The organism is Aeromonas sp. QDB63 (assembly GCF_027707425.1).
In the GTDB taxonomy this organism is placed as follows: domain Bacteria; phylum Pseudomonadota; class Gammaproteobacteria; order Enterobacterales; family Aeromonadaceae; genus Aeromonas; species Aeromonas caviae.
Genome location: NZ_JAPCIS010000022.1, coordinates 46,841 through 70,338, shown reverse-complemented (window position 1 = coordinate 70,338; position 23,498 = coordinate 46,841). Strand labels below are relative to the sequence as shown.

Below are 23,498 nucleotides of genomic sequence, written 5' to 3'. Positions count from 1 at the left end.
GGATACCGTGTCTCCTTTCCCGGGGAATGGCTATGGCACAGCGAAGGTGTAGCACTATTGGGATCAGTTATTTAGTAGTTCCCTTCTAGCAAGCTCCGGATGAGTTCGACACAAGTCATATGTTGCGACCTACCGCTCTGCTAGCACGGATGCATCCGAAATCAACTCAGCCAAGCTGTGTGCGTGGCTGGCAGCTGGGTTTGGTGGTAAAATATTAGGGTGTTGGGAGATCCCAACTATACACGACTATACACACCAAAAAAATCAATGTAAGTCATTGATTATTCGGCGCTATTAGGTAGTGCCTTCCTGATTTGCAATCAGATAAAAGAGTCCAACATGTTCAGACCAGAATTGCTCTCCCCTGCCGGGACCCTCAAGAACATGCGCTACGCCTATGCCTATGGCGCAGACGCCGTCTATGCGGGCCAGCCGCGCTACAGCCTGCGGGTACGCAACAACGAATTCGATCACGAGAATCTGCAGCTCGGCATCAACGAGGCCCATGCCCTCGGCAAGCAGTTCTATGTGGTGGCCAACATTCAGCCCCACAACTCCAAGCTCAAGACCTTCATCCGCGACATGCGCCCTGTAGTGGATATGAAGCCGGATGCACTCATCATGTCCGATCCCGGTCTCATCATGATGATGCGCGAAGCCTTCCCCGACATGCCTATCCATCTCTCGGTGCAGGCCAACGCGGTCAACTGGGCCACGGTGAAGTTCTGGCATCAGATGGGACTGACCCGTGCCATCCTATCCCGCGAGCTGTCTCTCGACGAGATCGAGGAGATCCGCATGCAGGTGCCGGAGATGGAACTGGAAGTCTTCGTCCACGGGGCGCTGTGCATGGCCTACTCCGGCCGCTGCCTGCTCTCCGGCTACATCAACAAGCGTGACCCCAATCAGGGCACCTGCACCAACTCCTGCCGCTGGGAGTACAAGGTGCACGAGGGCAAGGAAGATGACGTGGGCCAGATCGTCCACCGCCAGGAGCCCATCGCCGTGCAAAAGGTGGATCCGACCCTGGGCGCAGGCAAGCCGACCGATGCCCTGGTGCTGCTGGAAGAGTCCAACCGCCCGGGCGAGTTCATGACTGCGTTTGAAGACGAGCACGGCACCTACATCATGAACTCCAAGGATCTGCGCGCCGTCGAGCACGTCGAGCGCCTGACCAAAATGGGCGTTCATTCGCTGAAAATCGAAGGCCGTACCAAGTCCTTCTACTACTGCGCCCGTACCGCCCAGGTCTATCGCAAGGCCATCGACGATGCGGTGGCTGGCCGTCCGTTCGATCCGACCCTGATGGGCACCCTCGAGAACCTGGCCCACCGCGGCTACACCGAGGGCTTCCTGCGCCGTCACAACCACAGCGAATACCAGAACTACGACTACGGTTACTCCGTCTCCGACACCCAGCAGTTCGTCGGCGAGATCACCGGTCGCAACGGTGACATGGTCGAAGTCGAGGTGAAGAACAAGTTCCTGCTGGGCAACAGCCTGGAGCTGATGACCCCCCAGGGCAACCTCAGCTTCAACCTGGAGCAGATGCAGAACCGCAAGGGCGAGCTCATCGACACCGCGCCGGGCAACGGCCACGTGGTCTACGTCCCGGTTCCCAAGGAGATCGACGTGAATTACGGCATCCTGCTGCGCAACCTCGGCGAGCGCGAAGATACCCGTCAACCTCACTCGGCGGCCTGAGATGGCACTGCTCATCACCGACAAGTGCATCAACTGTGACATGTGCGATCCGGAGTGTCCGAACCAGGCCATCACCCTGGGGAGCAAGATCTACGAGATAGACCCGGATCGCTGCACCGAATGCGTCGGCCACTATGAGAAGCCCACCTGCATCAGCGTCTGCCCCATCGACTGCATCATCTGGGATCCCGCCCATGTGGAGACCGAAGATCAGCTGATGGAAAAATTCGTGCGGATGCACAGGCAGTAGCTGTAGCACCTGCACCTGCATCAGCGTCTGCGCCCCATGGACGGCATCCTCCGGGATCCCATCCATCGGGTGGGAAACCGAAGATCAGCTGATGGAGAAATTCGTGCGGATGCACAGGCAGTCAGCGTCTGACACTCGCGGGTGCATTATCCAGAAATAGAAAAAGCCGGGCATGCCCGGCTTTTTCTATTGCGCTGCCCTTCCCTCAGGGTTTGACCAGTTTTTGCAGCGCCTCGAGTTCGCGCTGGGCTTCCAGCAACTCGGCCTGGGACTCCTCCAGCTTGGACTGCTTCTTGGCAATCTTGTCCGGCTTGCCCGATACCCGTGCGCTCTGCAACTCGGCCAGCCGCTCTTCCACTTCTTCCCTCTGCTTGACCACCTTGCGTTGCTGCTCCTCAAGGAGCCCGGCATCGGTACAATGGGCCTCCAGGTTGCGCAGTGCCCGCTCAAGACCGGCTACCTGCTCCTGGTTGTTGTGCGCCCTGGCGAACGCAAGCTGATCCGTCACGGCCTGCTGTCTGGCCTTGCAGCCGATGTTTTCACTACCATAGGCTTGTCCGGCCAACAACAATAAGCCTATTCCGGCGATCTTCCACATAACAACCTCTTTGTTCTGTCATACTGGATGGCCGTCCATGAGACCTGACTCCCTGTGTGAGGTCAAGACACACGGGGCCGGGCTACGACAGAGTGTGCTCTGCATCATGCCGGGCCGCTTTCGCCGAGGCTACAATGGCCCTTTCAATCAGGAGAGTCACATGACCCAACACATTCTCATCATTGCCAACGGCGCCCCCTATGGCAGCGAGTCCCTGTTCAATGCCCTGCGCCTCGGCATCGCCCTCAAAGAGGAGGGAAAGGTAGACCTCAACCTCTTCCTGATGTCAGATGCCGTCACTGCTGCTCTGGCCGGGCAGGCTCCGGCCGAGGGCTACAACCTGCGCCAGATGCTGGAGATACTGCTGGCTCAGGGCACCCGGATCCGGCTTTGCAAGAGTTGCACCGATGCGCGCGGCATCACCCCGCTACCCCTTGTCGAGGGCATAGAGATAGGCACCCTCCCCTTGCTGGCCCAATGGACTCTGGCCGCCGACAAGGTGCTGACCTTCTAGCCGTCAGGGCCCAGCCCGGACCAGCGCAGGGCGCGAGGTCCGGGTACTCAGACCATAGAGCATCAGGATCACCAGGCAGAGCAGCGCCATCAGAGCGTAAAGCCAGCTCCCGCCCCAGTGGGCCAGCACCCAGCCTCCCAGCAAGGCCCCCATGGCCACCCCGAGTCCGGAGATGGAGGCCGCCCCGAAATAGCTCCCCTTCAAATGACCAGGCGCCATCTGATCGATCAGCACATTGAGCAAGGGGAAGAGGATGCACTCCCCGACGCTCAGGAGGATCACCGCCACTATCCAGTGCCACCAGATGGCGGTATCCCCCAGCGCAAACTGCAACTGGGCGCCGAGAAAGAGCGCCACCCCGAGTTGCAGCTTGCGCCGCGTGGACCAGCGGGCAGTCAGGTGCAGCAGGGGGAACTGCAGCATCACTATGGTCAGCGCGTTGGTCGTCACCAGCCAGCCGATGAGCCGCTCCACCTCCGGCGTCCCCGCGCGGGTCAGATACTGGATGAGGGGCGACTCGAACTGTGCATAGACCAGCATAAGCAGCAGATTGGCCATGATCAGCAGCAGAAACCCCCTGTCCTGCCAGAGCACCCGCAGCACGGCACGCATGCCGGGCCCGGCCGCCTGGCTGGTGTGGCAACCCGCCAGCCTGAACCCGATGACAAAGACGATGCCAAGCAGCAGATAGCTGGCACTGAGCAACAGGAAGGTCTCCTGACGCGCGCTCAGGCCATAGGTGACGCCGAGCAGAGGACCGATGGCCGCCCCCAGGTTGAGCAGGAAATAACGCAGGTGCAGCGCCAGCTCACGGGCTTTGGGCTCGGCCAGATTGTCGGCCATCAGTGCCTTGCCCGGTGAGTCGATGAGTCCGTAGGAGAGTCCGCTGCCGATCACCCCGAGTGCCAGCCAGCCCACCTGGTGGGAGAGGCCGAGCAGGGCGACGCTCAGGGCGGACACCAGGCAGCCGAACAGCAGGATGTTGCGCCGCCCCCATTTGTCCGAGAGCCAGCCGCCATAGAAGCTGACAAGCGTGGAAAGCGCCGCCGTGGCCCCCAGGATCAGGCCTATCAGGGTCGCCGAAAGTCCGTAGTCACGGTAGAGCAGGATGGAGAGAAAGGGCCAGACCATGAAGAAGGTGGTACGCACCATGAAAGTGCCCAGGATGACGATCCAGACCAGGGAAGGAAACTGCCTGAGGTAGGCCCATGACATGCTGCAATTCCTTTTGCCAACGAAGCGGGGTCGTCCCTTATATCAAGGGGCGCCAAAAGGAACAAGGAGACAATCTGCGCCATGCCGGGCGACAGGCACAAAAAAGCCGACCCAAGGGTCGGCTCTTTCACATACGGCAGCCTTATTCGGCAGCCGGCTCTTCGACGGCAACGGCAGCAGGAGCAGCAGCCGCTTCGGTCGGTGCGTTCGCTTCCTTGATGGAGAGACGCACACGGCCCTGACGGTCCACTTCCAGTACCTTCACCTTCACCACGTCGCCGATTTTCAGGAAGTCGGCCACGTTCTGCACGCGGGCATCGGTGATCTGGGAGATGTGCACCAGACCGTCTTTACCCGGCAGGATGTTGACGAAGGCGCCGAAGTCAGCCAAGCGCACGACCTTGCCTTCGTAGATGCGGTTCACTTCGATCTCGGCGGTGATGGCCTCGATGCGGCGGATCGCTTCCATGGCGGCTTCGTTGGCCACAGCGGAGATGCGAACGGTACCGTCATCATCCAGCTCGATGTTGGTGCCGGTCTCTTCGGTCAGGGCACGGATCACGGAACCACCCTTGCCGATCACGTCCTTGATCTTCTCAGGATTGATCTTGATGGTATGGATGCGCGGGGCGAAATCGGAGATCTGGGCACGGGGAGCCTGGATAGCTTCGTCCATCACCTTCAGGATGTGCAGACGAGCGCCACGAGCTTGCTTCAGCGCAATCTCCATGATCTCTTTGGTGATGCCTTCGATCTTGATGTCCATCTGCAGCGCGGTCACACCTTCGCTGGTACCGGCTACCTTGAAGTCCATGTCGCCCAGGTGATCTTCGTCACCCAGGATGTCGGACAGCACGACGAAACCTTCTTCTTCCTTCACCAGACCCATGGCGATACCGGCAACGGAGGCCTTGATCGGCACACCGGCATCCATCAGCGCCAGGGAGGAACCACAGACAGACGCCATGGAGGAGGAACCGTTGGATTCGGTGATTTCAGAGACTACGCGCACCACGTACGGGAACTCGGCGGCGCTCGGCATCACGGCAGCAACGCCGCGCTTGGCCAGACGACCGTGACCGATTTCACGACGCTTCGGGCTGCCCATCATGCCGGTCTCGCCGACGCAGTAGGGCGGGAAGTTGTAGTGCAGCATGAAGCGATCGGCGCGGTTGCCGGTCAGCTCGTCGATGTTCTGGGCGTCACGCTCGGTACCCAGAGTGGCCACCACGATGGCCTGGGTTTCACCACGGGTGAACAGGGCAGAACCGTGGGCACGGGGCAGGATGCCGGTACCGACGGAGAGGGCGCGGATCATTTCCGGATCGCGACCGTCGATACGCGGCTCACCACGTACGACGCGACCACGGACGATGCGGCTCTCCAGGCTGTGGAACTCTTCGCCGATCTTCTTGGCATCTTCTTCCACGCCGGATGCGATGACTTGCTCGACCACGCGGCCCTTGATGGCAGCGATGGTTTCGTAACGAACAGCCTTCTCGGTGATACGGTAGGCTTCACCCAGTTCAGCTGTGGCCAGTTCGGCAACTTTGGCTTTCAGCGCTTCGTTGATGGCAGGCGGGGTCCAGTCCCAGGGCTTGGTACCGACGTCGGCAGCGAATTCATTGATGGCGTTGATCACGGTCTGCATCTGCTCGTGACCGTAGACCACGGCGCCCAGCATCACCTCTTCGGAGAGGATGGCCGCTTCGGATTCCACCATCAGCACCGCATTGGCAGTACCGGCAACCACCAGATCCAGATCGCTCTGGGGCAGTTCGGTGGTGGTCGGGTTCAGCACGTACTGGCCGTTCATGTAACCCACGCGGGCTGCACCGATCGGGCCGCCGAACGGGATGCCGGAGATGGCCAGGGCCGCGGAGGCACCGATCATGGCAACGATGTCGGGAGAAACGGCCGGGTTCACGGACATGACGGTGGCAACCACCTGAACCTCATTGAGGAAGCCTTCCGGGAACAGCGGACGGATGGGACGGTCGATCAGACGGGAGATGAGGGTCTCACCCTCGCTCGGACGGCCTTCACGACGGAAGAAACCACCCGGGATACGACCAGCAGCATAGGTACGCTCCTGATAGTTGACGGTCAGCGGGAAGAAATCACGGCCGTGATCGGCCTCTTTCTTGCCAACGACAGTCACGAAGACACAGGTATCGTCCATGCTGACCATGACGGCCGCAGTGGCTTGACGGGCCATCACACCGGTTTCCAGTGTGACGGTGTGTTGACCGTACTGGAATGACTTTACAATAGGATTCACGTGAATTTCCTTTTAACAATTTGGCGCTTTAAATTCGCGTGCAAGTATACTTGATTCGCATCAAAAGGTAAGCGCGGACGTCAATTCTGTGAGGCAGGCAACGGCCTGCATCCTGTTTGAAACGGGCAATAAAAAAGGGGAACCTCGCGGTTCCCCTTTTTTGCGAAATCTGATGGTCGATTAACGACGCAGACCCAGCTTGGCGATCAGAGCAGCGTAGCGCTGAACGTCTTTACGCTTCAGGTAGTCCAGCAGCTTACGACGCTGGGAAACCATGCGCAGCAGACCGCGACGACCGTGGTGATCCTTGGCGTGCTCCTTGAAGTGACCTTGCAGATGGTTGATCTGGGCAGTCAGCAGGGCAACTTGCACTTCGGGGGAACCGGTGTCGTTGGCACCACGAGCGTTGTCGGCAACGATTTGAGCTTTGATCTCAGCATTTAGAGACATGGTATTACTCCAGTAGAGTGTTTAAAGGTTCACAGCCAATCTCTAATTCAGCCGTGAAATGAGGGCGGTATCATAATCGTCCCGGCCCCTTTTCGCAACGGGAAAGACGCGTGACAGACCGATACCACCTGAGGATCACTCCTCGTCGTGGTAGCGAACCAGACGCTTGGGCGCCACGCGCCCCTCGTCATCGATCTCGCCAACCCCGATGAATTCGCGCTCCGGGCCAACCGTCATGCGGACCTGGCCACTTTGGGGGCTACCTGCCACCTGCACGGCCTGACCCTGGTTCACATAGGCGGCCACGGCGACCAGCATGTTCACCTCGGGCAGAGAGGCCACAGCGGTGTCCATCGGCAGCAACAGGGGATCCAGCTGCTCCCGTGGCGGAATGCTTTCGGCCTTGGCCTGCTCGAAGATACACTCGAGCTGCTCCAGGGTCAGCATCCGCTCGTAGGGGTAGCTCGCCACCTGGGTGCGACGCAGCTGGGTGACGTGAGCGCCACAGCCCAGCACTTCCCCCAGATCGTCCACCAGGGAGCGGATATAGGTACCCTTGCTGCAATGCACTTCCAGCTTCACCTCGTCCCCCTCGAAGCCGAGCAGCTTGAGTTCGAAGATGGTGATGGGACGGGCTTCCCGCTCGATCTCGATCCCTTCACGGGCATATTCGTAGAGCGGGCGGCCGTTGTGCTTGAGGGCGGAGTACATGGACGGCACCTGCATGATGGGGCCGCGGAACTGGTCCAGCGCCTCGATCAGGGTGCCCACCGCCACGTTCACCGGGCGGGTGGAAACCACCTCGCCGTCGGAGTCACTGGTATTGGTGCGCTCGCCCAGCTTGGCGGTCACCTCATAGCGCTTGTCCGCTTCCAGCAGATACTGGGAGAACTTGGTGGCCTCCCCGAGGCAGATCGGCAACATGCCGGTGGCCAGGGGGTCCAGGGCGCCGGTATGGCCAGCCTTGGCGGCGTTGTAGATCCGCTTGACCTTCTGCAACACATCGTTGGAAGTCAGGCCGGTCGGTTTGTCCAGCAGCAGGATGCCGTGTACGTCACGGCCTTTGAAACGACGTCTACGAGACATCTCAGGCGTTATCCTCAGTCGTGTCATCCGGTGCGGATTGCTCTTCGTCACGACCGGCTTCAGTCATGCGACGCTTGTCTTCACGCACAGTGTTGGTCACCAGGTTGGAGAGGCGCATCCCCTCGACCAGGGTCTGGTCGTAGTAGAAACGCAGCTCGGGCACCACCCGCAGACGCATGGCGCTGCCCAGCAGGCTGCGGATGTAACCGGCAGCCTCGGTCAGGCCCTTGAGCCCTTCCTTGATGCGCTCGGCGTCATTCTCCAGTTGCAAGAAGGTGACGTAAACCTTGGCATAGTTGAGGTCCTTGGAGACCTCCACGTCGGAGACGGTCACCATGCCGATGCGCGGGTCTTTCACCTCGCGCTGCAGGATCAGCGCGATTTCACGCTGGATCTGCTGCCCGACCCGACGGGTCCGGCTGAATTCTCTGGCCATATTCTATCCTGCGATAAAAGGGGGCCGCGGCCCCCTATTTTGTCTAACGCTCGGCTTACAGAGTCCGCTGGATTTCAACGGTCTCGTACACCTCGATCTGGTCGCCTTCACGCACGTCGTTGTAGTTCTTGACCGCGATACCACACTCGTAGCCGTTGCGAACTTCGTTGACGTCATCCTTGAAGCGGCGCAGGGATTCCAGCTCGCCTTCATAGATAACCACGTTGTCACGCAGAACGCGAATGCGGTTGGAACGCTTGACCACACCTTCGGTAACCATACAGCCGGCAACGGCGCCGAACTTCGGCGACTTGAAGACGCTACGCACTTCAGCCAGACCGATGATCTCCTGACGATACTCAGGAGCCAGCTTGCCGCTCATGGCCTGCTTCACTTCGTCGATCAGGTCATAGATGACGGAGTAGTAACGCAGATCCAGGCTCTCGGATTCGATGACCTTGCGCGCAGAAGCGTCGGCACGGACGTTGAAGCCCACCAGGATGGCGCTGGAAGCCGCGGCCAGGGTCGCGTCGGTTTCGGTGATGCCACCTACGCCGGAACCCACGATCTTCACCTTCACTTCGTCGGTGGAGAGTTTGACCAGCGCATCGCAGATCGCTTCCACAGAGCCTTGTACATCGGCCTTGATCACCACGTTCACTTCGGACACTTCGCCCTCAGTCATGTTGGCAAACATGTTTTCCAGCTTGGCCTTCTGCTGGCGAGCCAGCTTGACTTCGCGGAACTTGCCCTGACGGTAGAGCGCCACTTCACGGGCTTTCTTCTCGTCACGCACGACCGTGGCTTCGTCACCGGCAGAGGGAACGCCGGACAGACCCAGAATTTCCACTGGCAGAGAGGGACCTGCTTCCTTGATCTCGCGACCCAGTTCGTCACGCATGGCGCGAACCCGGCCGTACTCAAGACCACACAGCACAATGTCGCCCTGACGCAGAGTGCCTTCCTGTACCAGCACGGTGGCAACCGGACCACGACCTTTATCCAGGAAGGATTCGATCACGACGCCGTTGGCCATGCCGTCAACCACCGCTTTCAGCTCCAGGACTTCGGCCTGGATCAGGATGGCTTCCAGCAGGTCGTCGATGCCTTCGCCAGACTTGGCGGAGACGTGCACGAACTGGCAATCGCCACCCCACTCTTCGGACATGACGTTGTAACGGGCCAGCTCGGTCTTGACGCGATCCGGATCCGCTTCAGGCTTGTCGATCTTGTTCACCGCAACAACCAGCGGCACACCGGCCGCCTTGGCGTGCTGGATAGCTTCGATGGTTTGCGGCATCACGCCGTCGTCAGCTGCAACAACCAGCACAACGATGTCGGTCGCCTTGGCACCACGAGCACGCATGGAGGTAAACGCCGCGTGACCCGGGGTATCCAGGAAGGTGATCATGCCGCTGTCGGTCTGTACGTGGTACGCACCGATGTGCTGGGTAATGCCACCGGCTTCGCCTGCGGCGACCTTGGCTTTACGGATATAGTCCAGCAGCGAGGTCTTGCCGTGGTCGACGTGACCCATGATGGTCACGACCGGCGCACGCGGCTTGGCTTCGGAGGTCTCGTCACGATCGCTAAGTACCGCCTCTTCCAGCTCGTTCTCACGGCGCAGCACTACCTTGTGACCCATCTCCTCGGCGACCAGCTGAGCGGTCTCCTGGTCGATCACCTGGTTGATGGTGGCCATGGCACCCATCTTCATCATCACCTTGATGACTTCAACGCCCTTGACGGCCATCTTGTTGGCGAGCTCCGCCACTGTGATGGTCTCGCCGATGACGACGTCACGGTTGACCACGGCAGCCGGCTTGTTGAAGCCGTGTTTCATGGCGTTCGGCATGGCCATCTTGCCACGCTTGCCTTTGCGGGCACGGGGATCGCGGGAGTTGCGGTCATTGCGGTCGTCTTCGCGACGGCCGACCTTCTTCGGCGCCTTGGCAGCGGCAGCCGTGCGACGGCTGGTCTCTTCCTTACGATCCAACTCATCTTCGGCCGCTTGCGCGTGCTTGTTGGTGGTCAGATGGTAATCGCTGCTCTCTTTGGCGCGAGCCGCTTCTTCTTCAGCCCAGCGGGCCGCATTCTGTTCCGCCATGATGCGAGCCTCTTCGGCTTTCTTCGCGGCGAGTTCTTCAGCTTTTTGCAAAGCTGTCTGTTCCTGTTGGCGCTTCAGTTCTTCTGCTTCGCGCTTGGCCATCTTTTCTGCCTCTTGCTGAGCTGTGCTAACGGCTGCTTTGGCGGGCTGTTGAGCCTGTCGAGCCTTCTGTTGTGCCTCGATCCGCGCCTTTTCCTCAGCTTCACGACGAGCCTGCTCAGCCTCACGGCGAGCCTTCTCTTCAGCGTCGAGGCGGGCCTTCTCTTCGGCCTCGCGACGAGCTTTTTCTTCTGCTTCCAAACGCGCTGTTTCCTCGGCTTCCGCCTGGCGCTGTTCATCTTCCAGCGCCGAGCGTCTTACATAGGTGCGAGACTTGCGCACTTCTACCTGCACTTCCTTGTTCTTGCCACCAGTCCCCTGAACACTCAGGGTGCTCTTGGTCTTGCGCTGCAAGGTCATGCGAGCAGGTGCGGTGACCTCGTCACCTCCATGCTGTTTCTTCAGATGTGCCAGCAGAGTCTGTTTCTCAGACTCGCTGACCATGTCGTCGGCCTTGCTCTTCACGATGCCGGCATCGACAAACTGCTGGAGAAGACGATCAACCGGCGTGTCGATGTCAGTGGCAAGTTGCTTAACTGATACTTCTGCCATTCATTTTCCTCCGTTTGACCTTATTCAGACTGCTCTTCTCCGAACCAACAGATATTGCGAGCAGCCATAATGAGCTCACCTGCCTTCTCGGCGGTCAACTCTTCGATGTCGGCAAGGTCATCGATACCTTGCTCTGCCAAATCTTCCAGGGTGCCGACGCCGCGAGCGGCCAGGGCATAGGCCATTTCACGACCGAGGCCGGAGAGATTGAGCAGTTCTTCGGAAGGCTCGACGCCTTCAAAGGATTCTTCTTTGGCCAGGGCCTTGGTGGTCAGGGCATCCTTGGCACGCTTGCGCAGCTCTTCGACCATGTCTTCATCCAGACCGTCGATGGCCAGCAGCTCGTTGACCGGGACGAAGGCGATCTCTTCCAGGGTGGAGAAGCCCTCTTCCATCAGCAGGCCGGCGAAATCGTCGTCGATGTCGAGGGTGCTGGTGAACAGGTTCATGATGCGGTCGTTCTCGGCCTGGTGCTTGGCACGCATGTCCTCGACGGTCATCACGTTCAGTTCCCAACCGGTCAGCTGGGAGGCCAGACGCACGTTCTGACCGTTGCGGCCGATGGCCTGGGCCAGGTTGGCGGCTTCCACGGCGATGTCCATGGTGTGGTTGTCTTCATCGACGATGATGGAGGCCACATCGGCTGGCGCCATGGCGTTGATCACGTATTGGGCCGGGTTGTCATCGTACAGCACGATGTCGGCACGCTCACCGCTCAGCTCGGCGGAGACGGCCTGAACGCGGGCACCACGCATGCCGATACAGGCACCGATCGGGTCGATACGACGATCGTTGGTCTTGACCGCGATCTTGGCGCGGGAACCCGGATCACGGGCGGCGCCCATGATTTCAATCATCTCTTCGCCGATTTCCGGCACTTCGATGCGGAACAGCTCTTTCAGGAAGTCCGGGCTGGAGCGGCTGACGAACAGCTGGGAACCACGGGCTTCCGGACGCACGGCGTAGAGCAGGCCACGGATGCGGTCGCCGGGACGGAAGGTCTCACGGGGCAACATGTCGTCACGGAAGATCACGGCTTCGGCATTGCTGCCCAGATCCAGGATCACGTTGTCGCGGTTGCTCTTCTTGACCACGCCGCTGATGATGGTGCCTTCCTTGTCCTTGAACTGGTCAACGACCTGGGAACGCTCGGCCTCGCGCACTTTCTGCACGATGACCTGCTTGGCGGTCTGGGTGGTGATACGGTCGAAGGTCACAGAGTCAATCTGGTCTTCAACATAGTCGCCGATCTGGATATCCGGCTGCTCGATCTGAGCGGCTTCGAGAGTGATTTCCCCGTACGGGTTCTCCATGGAAGCCTGATCGGCCACCACGACCCAACGGCGATAGGTGTCATAGTCACCGGTCTTGCGATCGATCTCGACACGCACTTCAATCTCGCCTTCGTATTTTTTCTTGGTCGCAGTCGCCAGCGCAGTCTCCAGAGCCTGGAAAATCTTCTCGCGGGGGACAGCCTTCTCGTTGGACACAGCGTCAACGACCAGCAAAATCTCTTTATTCATATCCGATAGCCTCGTTAACCAAAGTTCGGCACTATGTTCGCTTTTTGGATATTGGTGAAAGCCAACACCTCGTCCTTACCATCTACCGTCAGAGTGATCATGTCCCCCTGCACGGCTTTGATTACGCCTTTGAACTTGCGGCGGTTGTTTGTTGCCATCCGAAGCGTTACCGCCGCCTCCTGGCCAACGTATTTTTCGAACTGGGCGACCTTGAACAGTGGACGATCCAGACCCGGGGAAGACACCTCAAGGTAGTACTCCTCGGTGATGGGATCTTCGACATCCATGATGGCGCCGACCTGGCGGCTCACCTCGGCACAGTCTTCCACCGTCACGCCTTGCTCCGAGTCGATGAAAACGCGCAAGGTCGAGTGCTTACCCGCACGGATAAACTCGATACCCCACAGTTCAAAACCCAAGGCAACGACCGGAGCCTCGAGCAGATCGGTCAAACGTTGTTCCAACGTAGCCAAAGTCACCCTCCGAAAAACGAAAAAAGGGCATATAGCCCAGATAGAAATAGATTCAGAGTAAATTGCACATAACAAAAAGCCCCGATGTCAAATCGGGGCTTGGCGCTTTACCCTGATTGTCGCCTCGCAGCGACCGCCTTCCTGAGCGTAGGAAATGCGTGAAATTTGGTTGCGGGGGCCGGATTTGAACCGACGACCTTCGGGTTATGAGCCCGACGAGCTACCATGCTGCTCCACCCCGCGTCCGAAATCGTGCGAGATTATAGCCACTTCACTCTCGTGAGACAAGACTCAGCGGCTATAACATCCCGGTTACCCGGGTTCACTGCTTAATTGGTGCCGTGGGCGGGACTCGAACCCGCACACCCTAGAGCACTACCCCCTCAAGATAGCGTGTCTACCAATTCCACCACCACGGCAAAACTCTTACTCTGGAACGTCAGTATCTTTCTTCACTGGTGCTTTGCTCTGCTCAACTTGTTGAGTCTGTTGCAGATTTTCCCATTCACTACCCTGTTTGACCTTGTTGCTGGACATGGAACCCAGAACCAGACTAATCAAGAAAAACAGAGTAGCCAAAATCGCTGTTGTGCGGGTCAGGAAACTTCCTGAACCACCGGAGCCGAACACTGTATTCGATGCCCCTGCGCCGAAGGAGGCGCCCATATCAGCCCCTTTACCTTGCTGAATCATTACCAGACCAATCAGAGCCAGCGATACCAGCAGATAAACGACCAAAAGAATCTCGTACATTTAACTTGCACCCTTTGCCGCTTCAACTATTCCTAAAAACGCCTCGCCATCAAGACTTGCCCTGCCTATCAGACCGCCATCAATATCGGGCTGCGCAAACAAATCTTGTGCATTGGCCGGTGTCACGCTCCCACCATAGATGATTCTGACTTTCTCACCTATTACCGGAGTATCCTCCGCCAAGCGACTGCGAATAAAGGAATGAACCTCTTGTGCCTGCTCGGGTGTGGCGCATTTACCTGTACCTACAGCCCAGATTGGCTCGTAGGCGATGATAGCATTATCGAAAGCCATCGCGCCATTTTTCTCTATGACGATGTCCAGTTCCTCGGCAATCACCTCAAAGGTTCTTCTTGCCTGCCTCGCCGCGCCTGACTCACCCAGACAAAGTATGGGTATCAGACCTGCTGCTCTGACTGCCGCAAACTTCTCTGCGACGATAAAACTGGTCTCACCAAATAGACGCCTGCGCTCGGAGTGGCCAACAAGTACATATCGGCAACCTACCTCGACCAGCATCTCACACGAGATTTCACCCGTATAAGCGCCATGTCTGTGCTGACTCACGTTCTGAGCCCCCAGCTTCACTCTTCCCTGCTCACCGAGCAGTTCTGCTGTGAAACCGAGATGCACATGGGATGGACACAAGACCACATCTACGTCTTCATCAATGCGCTCTGTGCACTGACTCGTAAAGTGCTCTAACTGCGACCTACTACCGTGTAACTTCCAGTTGGCTGCTACAAACGGCTTGCGATGTCCCATCGGCAACTCCCTTGCGAAAGCGGGGCTGATAATATCCAGAGGATGCTCAGCTGACAAGTGCTATTTTCAAATTTTCGAATCGTTTGAACAAGATACAACCAAGGCGACTAAAAAGCCGCCTTGGTTGTTCATTAAAACGCCGATTCGACCTGTTTGGCGATGCGCTCTGCCATATCGCGCACCTGCTGTTCGTGTTCACCTTCGACCATGACCCGGATCAGGGGCTCGGTGCCAGATTTGCGCAACAGCACCCGGCCACGGCCGGCCAGTTCCTGCTCCACTGCCGCCACTTCCTGCTGAACGGCACCGGAGGTCAGCGGATCCTTGCCTTCGGCGAAGCGCACATTGACCAGCACTTGCGGGAACTTGCTCATGCCCGAACGCAATTTGGCCAGCGGCATCTCGGCACTGCGCATGGCCGTCAGCACCTGCAGGGCGGCGACGATACCATCCCCCGTGGTGGTCTGATCCAGGCAGATGATATGACCGGAGTTTTCGCCCCCGATGCGCCAGCCCTTCTCGTTCATCATCTCAAGCACATAGCGGTCACCCACCTTGGCACGGGCAAAGGGGATGCCCAGGGTCTGAAGCGCCAGCTCCAGCCCCATGTTGGCCATCAGGGTGCCCACCACACCGCCCTTGAGGCGGCCATGGCGCAGGGCATCCCGGGCGATGATGTAGAGGATCTCATCCCCGTCGATGATGTAACCAGTGCTGTCCACCATCACCAGACGGTCGCCGTCACCGTCGAAGGCGACGCCGAGATCTGCCTTGCATTCCTGGACCTTGGCGGCCAGCGCCTCCGGTGCTGTGGAACCGACACCGTCATTGATGTTGAGCCCATCCGGGCTGCAGCCGATGGCGATGACTTCGGCACCCAGCTCGCGGAAGACGGAAGGGGCGATGTGGTAGGTGGCACCATGACCGCAATCCACCACCATTTTCAGCCCTTCCAGGCTCAGATTGGAGGGGAAGGTGCTCTTGCAGAATTCGATGTAGCGACCAGTCGCATCATCAATGCGCTGCGCCTTGCCAAGCTCCGCGGACTCCACGCACTTGAGTTCGTTGTCGAGCTCGGCTTCGATGGCCAGCTCGACATCATCGGGCAGCTTGGTGCCGTCGGCGGAGAAGAACTTGATGCCGTTGTCGTAATAGGGGTTGTGGGATGCACTGATGACGATGCCGGCTTCGGCACGGAAGGTGCGAGTCAGGTAGGCAACCGCCGGGGTGGGCATGGGTCCCATCAGTATGGCTTTGAGACCGGCGGCGGAGAGCCCCGCCTCCAGTGCCGACTCCAGCATGTAACCGGAGATACGGGTATCCTTGCCGATCAGCACCTTCTTGGTCCCTTTCTTGGAGAGCACCTTGCCGGCGGCCCAGCCGAGTTTCATGACGAAATCCGGGGTGATCGGGTATTCACCCACCTTGCCGCGCACGCCGTCGGTGCCGAAGTACTTTCTGGTCATTGTCTGTTTCTCGTTTTTCTATTTGGATATGAAATCTTGTCCCGTCATGGTCATCCAGCCTGTACGCAAGACATCCATGGTGGCCCGCACGTCGTGCACCCGGATGATCCTGGCGCCATGTTGCAACCCGATCAGGGCACAGGCCAGACTACCAGCCAACCGCTCGGCTACCGGGCGGTCAAGCAGGTTGCCTATCATAGACTTTCGTGACATGCCCACCAAGAGCGGAAGTTGGTAATCGAGCAGTGACGCCTGCTGTGCCAGCAGCTGATAGTTGTGCGCCAGCGTCTTGCCAAAGCCATAGCCTGGATCCAGTACCAGATGCTCACGCGGGATACCAGCCCCCAGACAAGCGGCAATCCGCTCGTCAAAGAAGGCTCTCACCTCCCCCAGCAAATCGTCATAGTGCGGCTCCACCTGCATGGTACGGGGCTGCCCCTGCATGTGCATGAGGCATACCGGTACGCCAGCCTCGGCCGCCGCGCCCAGCGCTCCCGGCTCTTGCAGAGCGCGGACATCATTGATGAGGTGACCACCTGCAGCACAACCCTCCCGCATGACAATAGCCTTGGAGGTATCGAGGGAGATCATCACATCCAGCTCGGAGACCATGCGCTCCACCACGGGGATGACCCTGTCCAGCTCCTCCTGCTCGCTCACGTCGGGGGCGCCCGGGCGGGTCGACTCGCCACCTATATCGATAAGGGTGGCCCCATCGGCCACCATGTCGCGGGCATGACCCAACGCCAGATCGATCTGCTTGAAGCGGCCACCATCTGAAAAGGAGTCCGGCGTCACATTGAGAATGCCCATGACATGGGGACGGTCGAGAGAAAGGGTACGTCCCTTGCTGATTAACTGCATTGCTTCAACTACCTCCAACAAGAGCGGCAAACTCTTCGTGCAAAGAAAAACCCCGGGCAAGCCCGGGGTTTGTATCATGACAACTTATTTGGCCGGGACATCGTTCGCCTTGTCGATGTCACTCAGAGGTGCACTGCCCTCTTCAGCCGGCGCCTTGGCCTCCGGCTCGTTGTTCACGCTGGCACCACCTTGCGGGGTGTCACCGTGCTCATCATGCCAGTTGCTGGGAGCACGGACCTCGCGACGCGCCATCAGATCATCGATCTGCTTGGCATCGATGGTCTCGTACTTCATCAATGCATCTTTCATGGTGTGCAGCACATCCATGTTGTCCAGCAGGATCTGCTTGGCACGATCGTAGTTGCGATCGATGACCTGCTTGACCTCTGCATCGATGATGCGGGCGGTATCGTCAGACATGTGCTTGGCCTTGGCCATGCTGCGGCCGAGGAAGACTTCACCGTCCTCTTCTGCGTAAAGCATGGGGCCGAGACGCTCGGACATGCCCCACTGGGTCACCATCTTGCGGGCGATGTCGGTGGCACGTTCGATGTCGTTGGATGCACCGGTCGATACCTTCTCGGCACCGTAGATCAGCTCTTCCGCCAGACGACCGCCATACAGGCTGGAGATCATGGACTCCAGATGCTGCTTGGAGTGGCTCCAGCGGTCCTGTTCCGGCAGGTACATGGTCACACCCAGCGCACGGCCGCGCGGAATGATGGAGACCTTGTAGACAGGGTCATGATCCGGCACCACGCGACCAATGATGGCGTGACCCGCTTCATGATAGGCCGTCATCTCCTTCTCGGACTCTTTCATCACCATGGAGCGACGTTCCGCCCCCATCATGATCTTGTCCTTCGCCTTTTCGAACTCCAGCATGGAGACCACTCGGCGGCTCTCGCGAGCAGAGAAGAGGGCAGCCTCGTTCACCAGGTTGGCCAGATCGGCACCGGAGAAACCAGGGGTACCACGGGCAATCAGCGCCGGATTGACGTCATCCGCCAGCGGTACCTTGCGCATGTGCACTTTCAGGATCTGCTCACGACCGCGAACATCCGGCAAGCCGACCACGACCTGGCGGTCGAAACGACCTGGACGCAGCAGCGCAGGATCCAGTACGTCGGGACGGTTGGTGGCGGCGATGACGATGATGCCCTCATTACCTTCAAAACCATCCATTTCAACCAGCATCTGGTTCAGGGTCTGCTCACGTTCGTCGTGACCACCACCCAGACCGGCGCCACGCTGGCGACCGACCGCATCGATCTCATCAATGAAGATGATGCAGGGGGAGGATTTCTTGGCCTGTTCGAACATGTCACGCACCCGGGAGGCACCGACACCCACGAACATTTCCACGAAATCCGAACCTGAAATGGTAAAGAACGGCACCTTGGCCTCGCCTGCAATGGCTTTGGCCAGCAGGGTCTTACCGGTACCGGGAGGACCTACCAACAGGACGCCGGTCGGGATCTTGCCACCCAGCTTCTGGAATTTGGTCGGGTCACGCAGATAGTCGACCAGCTCCTTGACCTCTTCCTTTGCCTCGTCACAACCGGCTACGTCGGCGAAGGTAGTCTTGATCTGATCTTCGCTCATCAGGCGAGCCTTGCTCTTGCCGAACGACATGGCACCCTTGCCGCCACCGCCCTGCATCTGACGCATGAAGAAGACCCAGACACCGATCAGCAACAGCATCGGGAACCAGGAGATGAAGATGGACGTGATCAGGGACGGTTCTTCCGGCTTCTCACCCATCACCTTGACGTTATGGTTGAGCATGTCGTTGAGCAGTTGGGGATCCGGCGCAGGAATGATGGTGGTGAAACGTTCACCGGTGCGCTTGACGCCATTGATGACCTTGCCATCCATCCGCACTTCACGGATCTGCTCCTGGGTCACTTCTTTCACGAAGCTGGAATAGTCCAGCTGGCGACTGGTGGTATCGCTGGGGCTGAAGCTATTGAACACCGACATCAGCACGACGGCGATGACCAGCCACAGGATTAGGTTTTTCGCCATGTCACTCAAATCAATGACCTCGCAGACTGACAGTTAACGATGAGGGTTAGGGTACTACAGTTTAAAACCGGTAGCCACAATGTAGACTTCTCGTGAACGGGCACGGGACGAGTCTGGTTTTCGAATCTTGACGACAGAGAAAAGTCTACGTATTTCATTGAGATAGGCATCAAACCCCTCCCCCTGGAACACCTTGACTACAAAACTGCCATTACTGCTCAGGACCTGATTGCACATGTCCAGCGCCAGTTCCACCAGGTACATGGCACGGGCTTGATCCACCTGCTGGGTACCGCTCATGTTGGGCGCCATGTCCGACATGACGACATCCACCTTGTCGGGGCCGACTCGCTCCAGCAAGGCGCCGAGTACAGTTTCCTCCCGAAAGTCCCCTTGCAGGAAATCGACACCGGCAATGGAATCCATCGGCAAAATATCACACGCAATGACGCGCCCCTTGTCACCGACCTGGTCGATGGCAAATTGGGACCAGCCACCGGGAGCAGCCCCCAGGTCCACTACCGTCATCCCCGGCTTGAGCAGCCGGTCTTTGCCCTGGATCTCGTCGATCTTGAAAACGGCGCGAGAGCGCAGTCCCAACTTCTGGGCTTTCTTGACGTATTGGTCGTCGAAATGTTCTTTTAACCAGCGGGTTGAACTGGGGGAACGTTTTTTCTGGGTCATGATTGTCGACTTTAAAAAACCACAAGGGTTATTAGTATTAAGGGCTAAGTGGGGGTAGAATACGCCCCTTTCAACCCTGACTTATGAAGAAATTGCCATGATTCTCAACAATAAACAGAAACAGTACCTCAAGGGCCTGGCCCACAGTCTGAAGCCGGTCGTCCTGCTGGGACAACACGGTCTGACCGAAGGGGTGCTGGCCGAGATCGATCTGGCCCTGAACCACCACGAGCTGATCAAGGTTAAGGTTGCGTCTGAAGATCGTGAGATGAAACAGCTGGTGATGGATGCCATCGTTCGCGAGACCGGCGCCATCAAGGTACAGAGCATGGGCCATGTACTGACCATCTACCGTCAGGCCAAAGAGCCCAAGATCCAGTTGCCGCGCAAGTAACAGGAAAGAGCATTCGCTCTTTCCTTCATTTCCCTTCTTCCCAAGTCGCTTGCCAAAATAGTTGCCAGGCCCTTAACCTGCGATGAATAGCCGTGGACACCCACTATGGACAAGCATCAGCTCCTCACCGATGAAGAACTGGCCATGCTGCGGGACCTGGGAAACGATGAAGACATTGCCACCAGCCAATACCTGCGCGGCACCCTGCCCCTTCCTCTCCAAAGCCTGTTGCAGCGAGCCAAGCCTCTGACACTCGAAGCCCGCATCGCCGGCTACCAATTGCGTTTCCCGCTCCACTGCACCCAGGCAGAGGAGGGCCACGCCCAGCTGCGCATCGCCGCGCCAACCATTACCGAGTTGGGTTCGCCCCATCTGCGCGCCTGGCGACTCGACGAAAAGGCCGTGCTCTGCACCGAAGACGCGGAGTACGAGGTATACAGCCTCTCCCTTGGCGGTCTCATCGTGGCCGGCTTGCCGGACGCCTTTGCCAAGGGAGATCCACTTGGCGGATACCTTCGCATCGAGGATCTCCCTCCCCTGGCCATGACAGGCACCCTCGTCAGGCATGTGGATGCCAATCCACATCGCCATGACTGGGCCGTCCAGTTCCGACTGGGCAAGGAGGATCAGGAACAATTGCGGGACTGGCTCTTCCAGCGCCACCAGGACGCCTTCGTCCAGGCCTATCAGGGTGACTAAAGACAACAGGGGAGCCCGGCTCCCCTGTCTCTTTCCCCGACGTTCAATCAGAGATAGGCAACTTCCAGGATCTCGTACTCCACATCACCACCCGGCGTCTTGACGATGGCAACGTCATCCACTTCCTTGCCGATCAGGGCGCGGGCAATGGGGGAGTTCACGGAGATCATGTTCTGCTTGATGTCCGCCTCGTCGTCTCCCACGATGCGGTAGACCACTTCCTCTTCCGTTTCACTTTTGAGCAGGGTCACGGTTGCGCCGAAGATGACGCGGCCATTGTTGGCAATCTTGGTGACATCGATAATCTGGGCATTGGAGAGCTTGCCTTCGATTTCCTGAATGCGGCCTTCACAGAAACCCTGCTGCTCGCGGGCGGCATGGTATTCGGCATTTTCTTTCAGATCGCCATGTTCACGGGCATCAGCAATCGCTTCGATAATCTGGGGACGCAGCTCGGTCTTGAGATAATCGAGCTCTTGACGCAGCTTTTCAGCGCCGCGAACAGTCATCGGAGTATGATTCATAGTCGAAACCTGGGTTGCTTTATAAAGAGAAGCTGCGGCAATCAAAAGAGAGCCGCAGCTGTCGGTTCGGATGGGGCATCTTAATATGAAGCCGCCACAAAATCCATGTCAGCCCCTGCGAGCGGGATCCCGCTTTGGGCCAGCGTTACTTGGATTCCGAGACGCCAAGCGGAGCCGACACCGTCGGTTTGCCCTGCATGATGGCGATCTCGACACGTCGGTTCATGCGCCGATTCTCCGGGCTGTTGTTGGGCACCAGCGGCTGGGAATCCGCCATCCCTTGCACCACCAGACGATTGCCGTCAAAACCGGGCACCTTGATCATCTGGTGGGCCACCGCCACCGCCCGCTGGGATGAAAGCTCCCAGTTGGACTGGAACAACTCGTCCTCGGTGGCCACATTGTCGGTGTGGCCGGAGACGGTGATCTCCCCCGGCACATCCTTGAGCAGCGCAGCCACCTTGCGGATCACCGGCCAGAACTGGGGTTGCAGAAAGGCGGATCCCGCCGGGAACGCCGCTTTCTCACGAATGCGAATGATGATCTGCTGACCCAGCGCCTCTATCTCGATGGCCCCATCCTGGATCTGGGCCTGCATCTGCTCCGCCAGTGCCTTGGCCAGGGTGTTGGACTGTTCCTGCGCCTTCTGGGCCTCCTGGGCGGTATCGCCACCGCTCTGCTGACCTTCGGTCTTGTCATGTCCGCCCGCCTTGTCCGCATCCCCAGGCTGGAAATCCAGCTCGGTCTGGGTCATGTCGATGGTCTGCTGCATGATGGTGTCAATAGGCGTCGGCTCGGGGCGACCAGGACGAAACTCCTGGGCGATGACGGAGGTTCCCTTGGGGATATCCTTGACCTCCAGGATGTTCTGCACCCCGAACGCCTTCTCCATGGAACCGGCGATCTGCTTGAACTTCTGCACATCCATCTCGGCAAAGGAGAGCAAGAGCACGAAGAAGCACATCAGCAGAGACATGAGATCCGCGAAGGTTCCCATGTAACCGGGCAATCCGGGAGGCGGGCACTTGCACTTTGCCATCTGTGCGCTCCTATTCGGTCCCGTTGTTGCGTTTGGACTGATTCAGGTAGTTCTGCAACATGGCCTGGATCACCCTCGGGTTCTGTCCATCCTGGATCCCCATGATGGCGTCGAGGATCAGGGTGCGGCTCAACTGTTCCTCGCCGCTGCGCAGTTCTAGCTTGTCCGCGATGGGGATGGCAATCATGTTGGCCTCGATGGCGCCATACAGGGTCGTCAGCAAGGCCACCGCCATGGCCGGACCGATGGATTTGGGGTCGCTCATGTTGGCCAGCATGGCCACCAACCCCACCAGGGTACCGATCATGCCCATGGCCGGACCGAGATCCCCCAGGGAGCGGAACACCTTGATGGCCGTGGCGTGACGCTCGGACGTCAGTTCGATGTCCTTCTCCATCACCGCACGCACCACGTCGGCATCATGGCCGTCCACCAGCATGTCGATGCCCTTCTTCATGAAGGTATTGGGGATCTCCGCCGCCTCCAGGGCCAGAAAGCCCCCCTTGCGGGCCGCATCCGCCAGTTCCACCGCCTTGGTGATGAGATCGTCGAGCTTGTCCCCCTTGTACATGAAGGCCTTGCCCGCGACCTTGAAGGCCATCAGAAACTGACCGAGGTTGAATTTCATCATGCAGATGAACACGGACCCCAGTATGGTGATGTAGACCGATGGCATGTCCACATACATGCTCATGGGGCCGCCCAGCAACATGCCGTACACTACGACCCCGAACCCCAGCACTAAGCCTATCAGACTCCCTAAATCCACATCCCTACTCCTGTCGCCGAACGTGCCGTCTAATTATATTGCGTTGAATTTTCTGCTATTGCGTCCCCGGCAGCAAGTCCGGCACACCGCAATCGCCGATCGGCAATGCGTGGTTGCATGCCCGTTATTATCGGCCAGGGTCAGGATAGTTTGAGGACGCCGCGTTTTCTGCCTCCCCCCTGTGGCCGGTCGATGTTAAGATGAGCCGTTTTTTTCAATCCCCGA

Annotated in this window: 23 protein-coding genes and 2 tRNA genes; 5 read left to right on the top strand and 20 right to left on the bottom strand. The window is 58.7% G+C overall.

Annotated features, from left to right (window positions below):
- Positions 1 to 339: 339 nt before the first annotated feature.
- Both trhP and PG879_RS14150 read left to right on the top strand, forming a co-directional pair.
- Positions 340 to 1,704, top strand: coding sequence for a prephenate-dependent tRNA uridine(34) hydroxylase TrhP (gene trhP, locus PG879_RS14155; protein ID WP_010675357.1), 1,365 nt, complete (start codon positions 340 to 342; stop codon positions 1,702 to 1,704).
- Between the two features lies 1 nt (position 1,705).
- The gene (locus PG879_RS14150; protein ID WP_010675358.1) at positions 1,706 to 1,954 is read left to right on the top strand and encodes a YfhL family 4Fe-4S dicluster ferredoxin; all 249 of its coding nucleotides are present in this window, start codon (positions 1,706 to 1,708) and stop codon (positions 1,952 to 1,954) included.
- A 205-nt stretch (positions 1,955 to 2,159) separates the two neighbouring features.
- Here the strand turns inward: PG879_RS14150 and PG879_RS14145 are convergent, their stop codons facing one another.
- Positions 2,160 to 2,552 (bottom strand): DUF1090 domain-containing protein, encoded by a 393-nt coding sequence (locus tag PG879_RS14145; RefSeq protein ID WP_039041125.1) that lies wholly within the window; start codon positions 2,550 to 2,552, stop codon positions 2,160 to 2,162.
- A gap of 160 nt (positions 2,553 to 2,712) precedes the next feature.
- Here PG879_RS14145 and PG879_RS14140 point away from each other — a divergent pair, with 160 nt between their 5' ends.
- Positions 2,713 to 3,066: a DsrE/DsrF/TusD sulfur relay family protein gene (locus PG879_RS14140; RefSeq protein ID WP_010675361.1), complete on the top strand. Its 354-nt coding sequence runs from the start codon at positions 2,713 to 2,715 to the stop codon at positions 3,064 to 3,066.
- Positions 3,067 to 3,069: 3 nt separating this feature from the next.
- Here the strand turns inward: PG879_RS14140 and PG879_RS14135 are convergent, their stop codons facing one another.
- From PG879_RS14135 to rlmE, 16 genes are all read right to left on the bottom strand, one after another.
- Positions 3,070 to 4,281: an MDR family MFS transporter gene (locus PG879_RS14135; RefSeq protein WP_270830345.1), complete on the bottom strand. Its 1,212-nt coding sequence runs from the start codon at positions 4,279 to 4,281 to the stop codon at positions 3,070 to 3,072.
- 142 nt (positions 4,282 to 4,423) lie between these two features.
- Positions 4,424 to 6,562 carry a polyribonucleotide nucleotidyltransferase gene (gene pnp / locus PG879_RS14130; protein ID WP_270830344.1) on the bottom strand — a complete coding sequence of 713 codons (2,139 nt, stop codon included), beginning with the start codon at positions 6,560 to 6,562 and terminating at the stop codon, positions 4,424 to 4,426.
- Between the two features lie 180 nt (positions 6,563 to 6,742).
- Complete coding sequence (gene rpsO, locus PG879_RS14125) at positions 6,743 to 7,012, bottom strand: 30S ribosomal protein S15 (RefSeq protein WP_010675364.1); 270 nt, start codon at positions 7,010 to 7,012, stop codon at positions 6,743 to 6,745.
- Between the two features lie 135 nt (positions 7,013 to 7,147).
- Entirely contained in the window at positions 7,148 to 8,098 is a 951-nt protein-coding gene (gene truB, locus PG879_RS14120; protein ID WP_010675365.1) for a tRNA pseudouridine(55) synthase TruB, read from the bottom strand.
- Position 8,099: 1 nt separating this feature from the next.
- Entirely contained in the window at positions 8,100 to 8,534 is a 435-nt protein-coding gene (rbfA, locus tag PG879_RS14115; RefSeq protein ID WP_010675366.1) for a 30S ribosome-binding factor RbfA, read from the bottom strand.
- Between the two features lie 55 nt (positions 8,535 to 8,589).
- Positions 8,590 to 11,292, bottom strand: a complete 2,703-nt coding sequence (gene infB, locus PG879_RS14110) for a translation initiation factor IF-2 (protein ID WP_029314767.1) — start codon at positions 11,290 to 11,292, stop codon at positions 8,590 to 8,592.
- A gap of 20 nt (positions 11,293 to 11,312) precedes the next feature.
- Positions 11,313 to 12,815, bottom strand: a complete 1,503-nt coding sequence (gene nusA / locus PG879_RS14105) for a transcription termination factor NusA (protein WP_010675369.1) — start codon at positions 12,813 to 12,815, stop codon at positions 11,313 to 11,315.
- A gap of 14 nt (positions 12,816 to 12,829) precedes the next feature.
- Positions 12,830 to 13,288, bottom strand: coding sequence for a ribosome maturation factor RimP (gene rimP / locus PG879_RS14100; protein ID WP_010675370.1), 459 nt, complete (start codon positions 13,286 to 13,288; stop codon positions 12,830 to 12,832).
- A 166-nt stretch (positions 13,289 to 13,454) separates the two neighbouring features.
- Positions 13,455 to 13,531: transfer RNA gene (locus PG879_RS14095), tRNA-Met, on the bottom strand.
- A gap of 91 nt (positions 13,532 to 13,622) precedes the next feature.
- A tRNA-Leu gene (locus PG879_RS14090) sits at positions 13,623 to 13,707 on the bottom strand.
- A gap of 7 nt (positions 13,708 to 13,714) precedes the next feature.
- Positions 13,715 to 14,041, bottom strand: a complete 327-nt coding sequence (secG, locus tag PG879_RS14085) for a preprotein translocase subunit SecG (protein WP_010633113.1) — start codon at positions 14,039 to 14,041, stop codon at positions 13,715 to 13,717.
- Entirely contained in the window at positions 14,042 to 14,806 is a 765-nt protein-coding gene (tpiA, locus tag PG879_RS14080) for a triose-phosphate isomerase (protein ID WP_202040775.1), read from the bottom strand.
- 131 nt (positions 14,807 to 14,937) lie between these two features.
- Positions 14,938 to 16,272 (bottom strand): phosphoglucosamine mutase, encoded by a 1,335-nt coding sequence (gene glmM, locus PG879_RS14075; protein ID WP_270830343.1) that lies wholly within the window; start codon positions 16,270 to 16,272, stop codon positions 14,938 to 14,940.
- An 18-nt stretch (positions 16,273 to 16,290) separates the two neighbouring features.
- On the bottom strand, positions 16,291 to 17,136 hold the full coding sequence (gene folP / locus PG879_RS14070; RefSeq protein ID WP_113977507.1) for a dihydropteroate synthase: 846 nt from the start codon (positions 17,134 to 17,136) through the stop codon (positions 16,291 to 16,293).
- An 84-nt stretch (positions 17,137 to 17,220) separates the two neighbouring features.
- On the bottom strand, positions 17,221 to 19,173 hold the full coding sequence (ftsH, locus tag PG879_RS14065) for an ATP-dependent zinc metalloprotease FtsH (RefSeq protein ID WP_104455437.1): 1,953 nt from the start codon (positions 19,171 to 19,173) through the stop codon (positions 17,221 to 17,223).
- Between the two features lie 45 nt (positions 19,174 to 19,218).
- Complete coding sequence (gene rlmE, locus PG879_RS14060) at positions 19,219 to 19,848, bottom strand: 23S rRNA (uridine(2552)-2'-O)-methyltransferase RlmE (protein WP_010675375.1); 630 nt, start codon at positions 19,846 to 19,848, stop codon at positions 19,219 to 19,221.
- A gap of 97 nt (positions 19,849 to 19,945) precedes the next feature.
- Here rlmE and yhbY point away from each other — a divergent pair, with 97 nt between their 5' ends.
- Together yhbY and PG879_RS14050 are read left to right on the top strand one after the other, a co-directional pair.
- Positions 19,946 to 20,242, top strand: a complete 297-nt coding sequence (gene yhbY, locus PG879_RS14055) for a ribosome assembly RNA-binding protein YhbY (RefSeq protein ID WP_010675376.1) — start codon at positions 19,946 to 19,948, stop codon at positions 20,240 to 20,242.
- A gap of 105 nt (positions 20,243 to 20,347) precedes the next feature.
- Complete coding sequence (locus PG879_RS14050) at positions 20,348 to 20,941, top strand: PilZ domain-containing protein (protein ID WP_113977459.1); 594 nt, start codon at positions 20,348 to 20,350, stop codon at positions 20,939 to 20,941.
- Between the two features lie 47 nt (positions 20,942 to 20,988).
- Here PG879_RS14050 and greA read toward each other — a convergent pair whose 3' ends face one another.
- The 3 genes from greA to pomA all read right to left on the bottom strand — a co-directional run bounded on the left by greA (position 20,989) and on the right by pomA (position 23,273).
- A complete protein-coding gene (gene greA / locus PG879_RS14045; RefSeq protein WP_010675378.1) occupies positions 20,989 to 21,465 on the bottom strand; it encodes a transcription elongation factor GreA in 477 nt (158 codons plus the stop codon).
- A 145-nt stretch (positions 21,466 to 21,610) separates the two neighbouring features.
- The gene (locus PG879_RS14040) at positions 21,611 to 22,504 is read right to left on the bottom strand and encodes a flagellar motor protein MotB (RefSeq protein WP_042878323.1); all 894 of its coding nucleotides are present in this window, start codon (positions 22,502 to 22,504) and stop codon (positions 21,611 to 21,613) included.
- 10 nt (positions 22,505 to 22,514) lie between these two features.
- Complete coding sequence (gene pomA, locus PG879_RS14035; protein WP_029314770.1) at positions 22,515 to 23,273, bottom strand: flagellar motor protein PomA; 759 nt, start codon at positions 23,271 to 23,273, stop codon at positions 22,515 to 22,517.
- Between the last annotated feature and the right edge of the window lie 225 nt (positions 23,274 to 23,498).

What these genes read in the sequence shown, in the direction of transcription:
- trhP (WP_010675357.1), top strand. Translation starts at nt 340, where the DNA reads ATGTTCAGACCAGAATTGCTCTCCCCTGCCGGGACCCTCAAGAACATG.
- PG879_RS14150 (WP_010675358.1), top strand. Translation starts at nt 1,706, where the DNA reads ATGGCACTGCTCATCACCGACAAGTGCATCAACTGTGACATGTGCGAT.
- PG879_RS14145 (WP_039041125.1), bottom strand. Translation starts at nt 2,552, where the DNA reads ATGTGGAAGATCGCCGGAATAGGCTTATTGTTGTTGGCCGGACAAGCC.
- PG879_RS14140 (WP_010675361.1), top strand. Translation starts at nt 2,713, where the DNA reads ATGACCCAACACATTCTCATCATTGCCAACGGCGCCCCCTATGGCAGC.
- PG879_RS14135 (WP_270830345.1), bottom strand. Translation starts at nt 4,281, where the DNA reads ATGTCATGGGCCTACCTCAGGCAGTTTCCTTCCCTGGTCTGGATCGTC.
- rpsO (WP_010675364.1), bottom strand. Translation starts at nt 7,012, where the DNA reads ATGTCTCTAAATGCTGAGATCAAAGCTCAAATCGTTGCCGACAACGCT.
- truB (WP_010675365.1), bottom strand. Translation starts at nt 8,098, where the DNA reads ATGTCTCGTAGACGTCGTTTCAAAGGCCGTGACGTACACGGCATCCTG.
- rbfA (WP_010675366.1), bottom strand. Translation starts at nt 8,534, where the DNA reads ATGGCCAGAGAATTCAGCCGGACCCGTCGGGTCGGGCAGCAGATCCAG.
- infB (WP_029314767.1), bottom strand. Translation starts at nt 11,292, where the DNA reads ATGGCAGAAGTATCAGTTAAGCAACTTGCCACTGACATCGACACGCCG.
- nusA (WP_010675369.1), bottom strand. Translation starts at nt 12,815, where the DNA reads ATGAATAAAGAGATTTTGCTGGTCGTTGACGCTGTGTCCAACGAGAAG.
- secG (WP_010633113.1), bottom strand. Translation starts at nt 14,041, where the DNA reads ATGTACGAGATTCTTTTGGTCGTTTATCTGCTGGTATCGCTGGCTCTG.
- tpiA (WP_202040775.1), bottom strand. Translation starts at nt 14,806, where the DNA reads ATGGGACATCGCAAGCCGTTTGTAGCAGCCAACTGGAAGTTACACGGT.
- glmM (WP_270830343.1), bottom strand. Translation starts at nt 16,272, where the DNA reads ATGACCAGAAAGTACTTCGGCACCGACGGCGTGCGCGGCAAGGTGGGT.
- folP (WP_113977507.1), bottom strand. Translation starts at nt 17,136, where the DNA reads ATGCAGTTAATCAGCAAGGGACGTACCCTTTCTCTCGACCGTCCCCAT.
- rlmE (WP_010675375.1), bottom strand. Translation starts at nt 19,848, where the DNA reads ATGACCCAGAAAAAACGTTCCCCCAGTTCAACCCGCTGGTTAAAAGAA.
- yhbY (WP_010675376.1), top strand. Translation starts at nt 19,946, where the DNA reads ATGATTCTCAACAATAAACAGAAACAGTACCTCAAGGGCCTGGCCCAC.
- PG879_RS14050 (WP_113977459.1), top strand. Translation starts at nt 20,348, where the DNA reads ATGGACAAGCATCAGCTCCTCACCGATGAAGAACTGGCCATGCTGCGG.
- greA (WP_010675378.1), bottom strand. Translation starts at nt 21,465, where the DNA reads ATGAATCATACTCCGATGACTGTTCGCGGCGCTGAAAAGCTGCGTCAA.
- PG879_RS14040 (WP_042878323.1), bottom strand. Translation starts at nt 22,504, where the DNA reads ATGGCAAAGTGCAAGTGCCCGCCTCCCGGATTGCCCGGTTACATGGGA.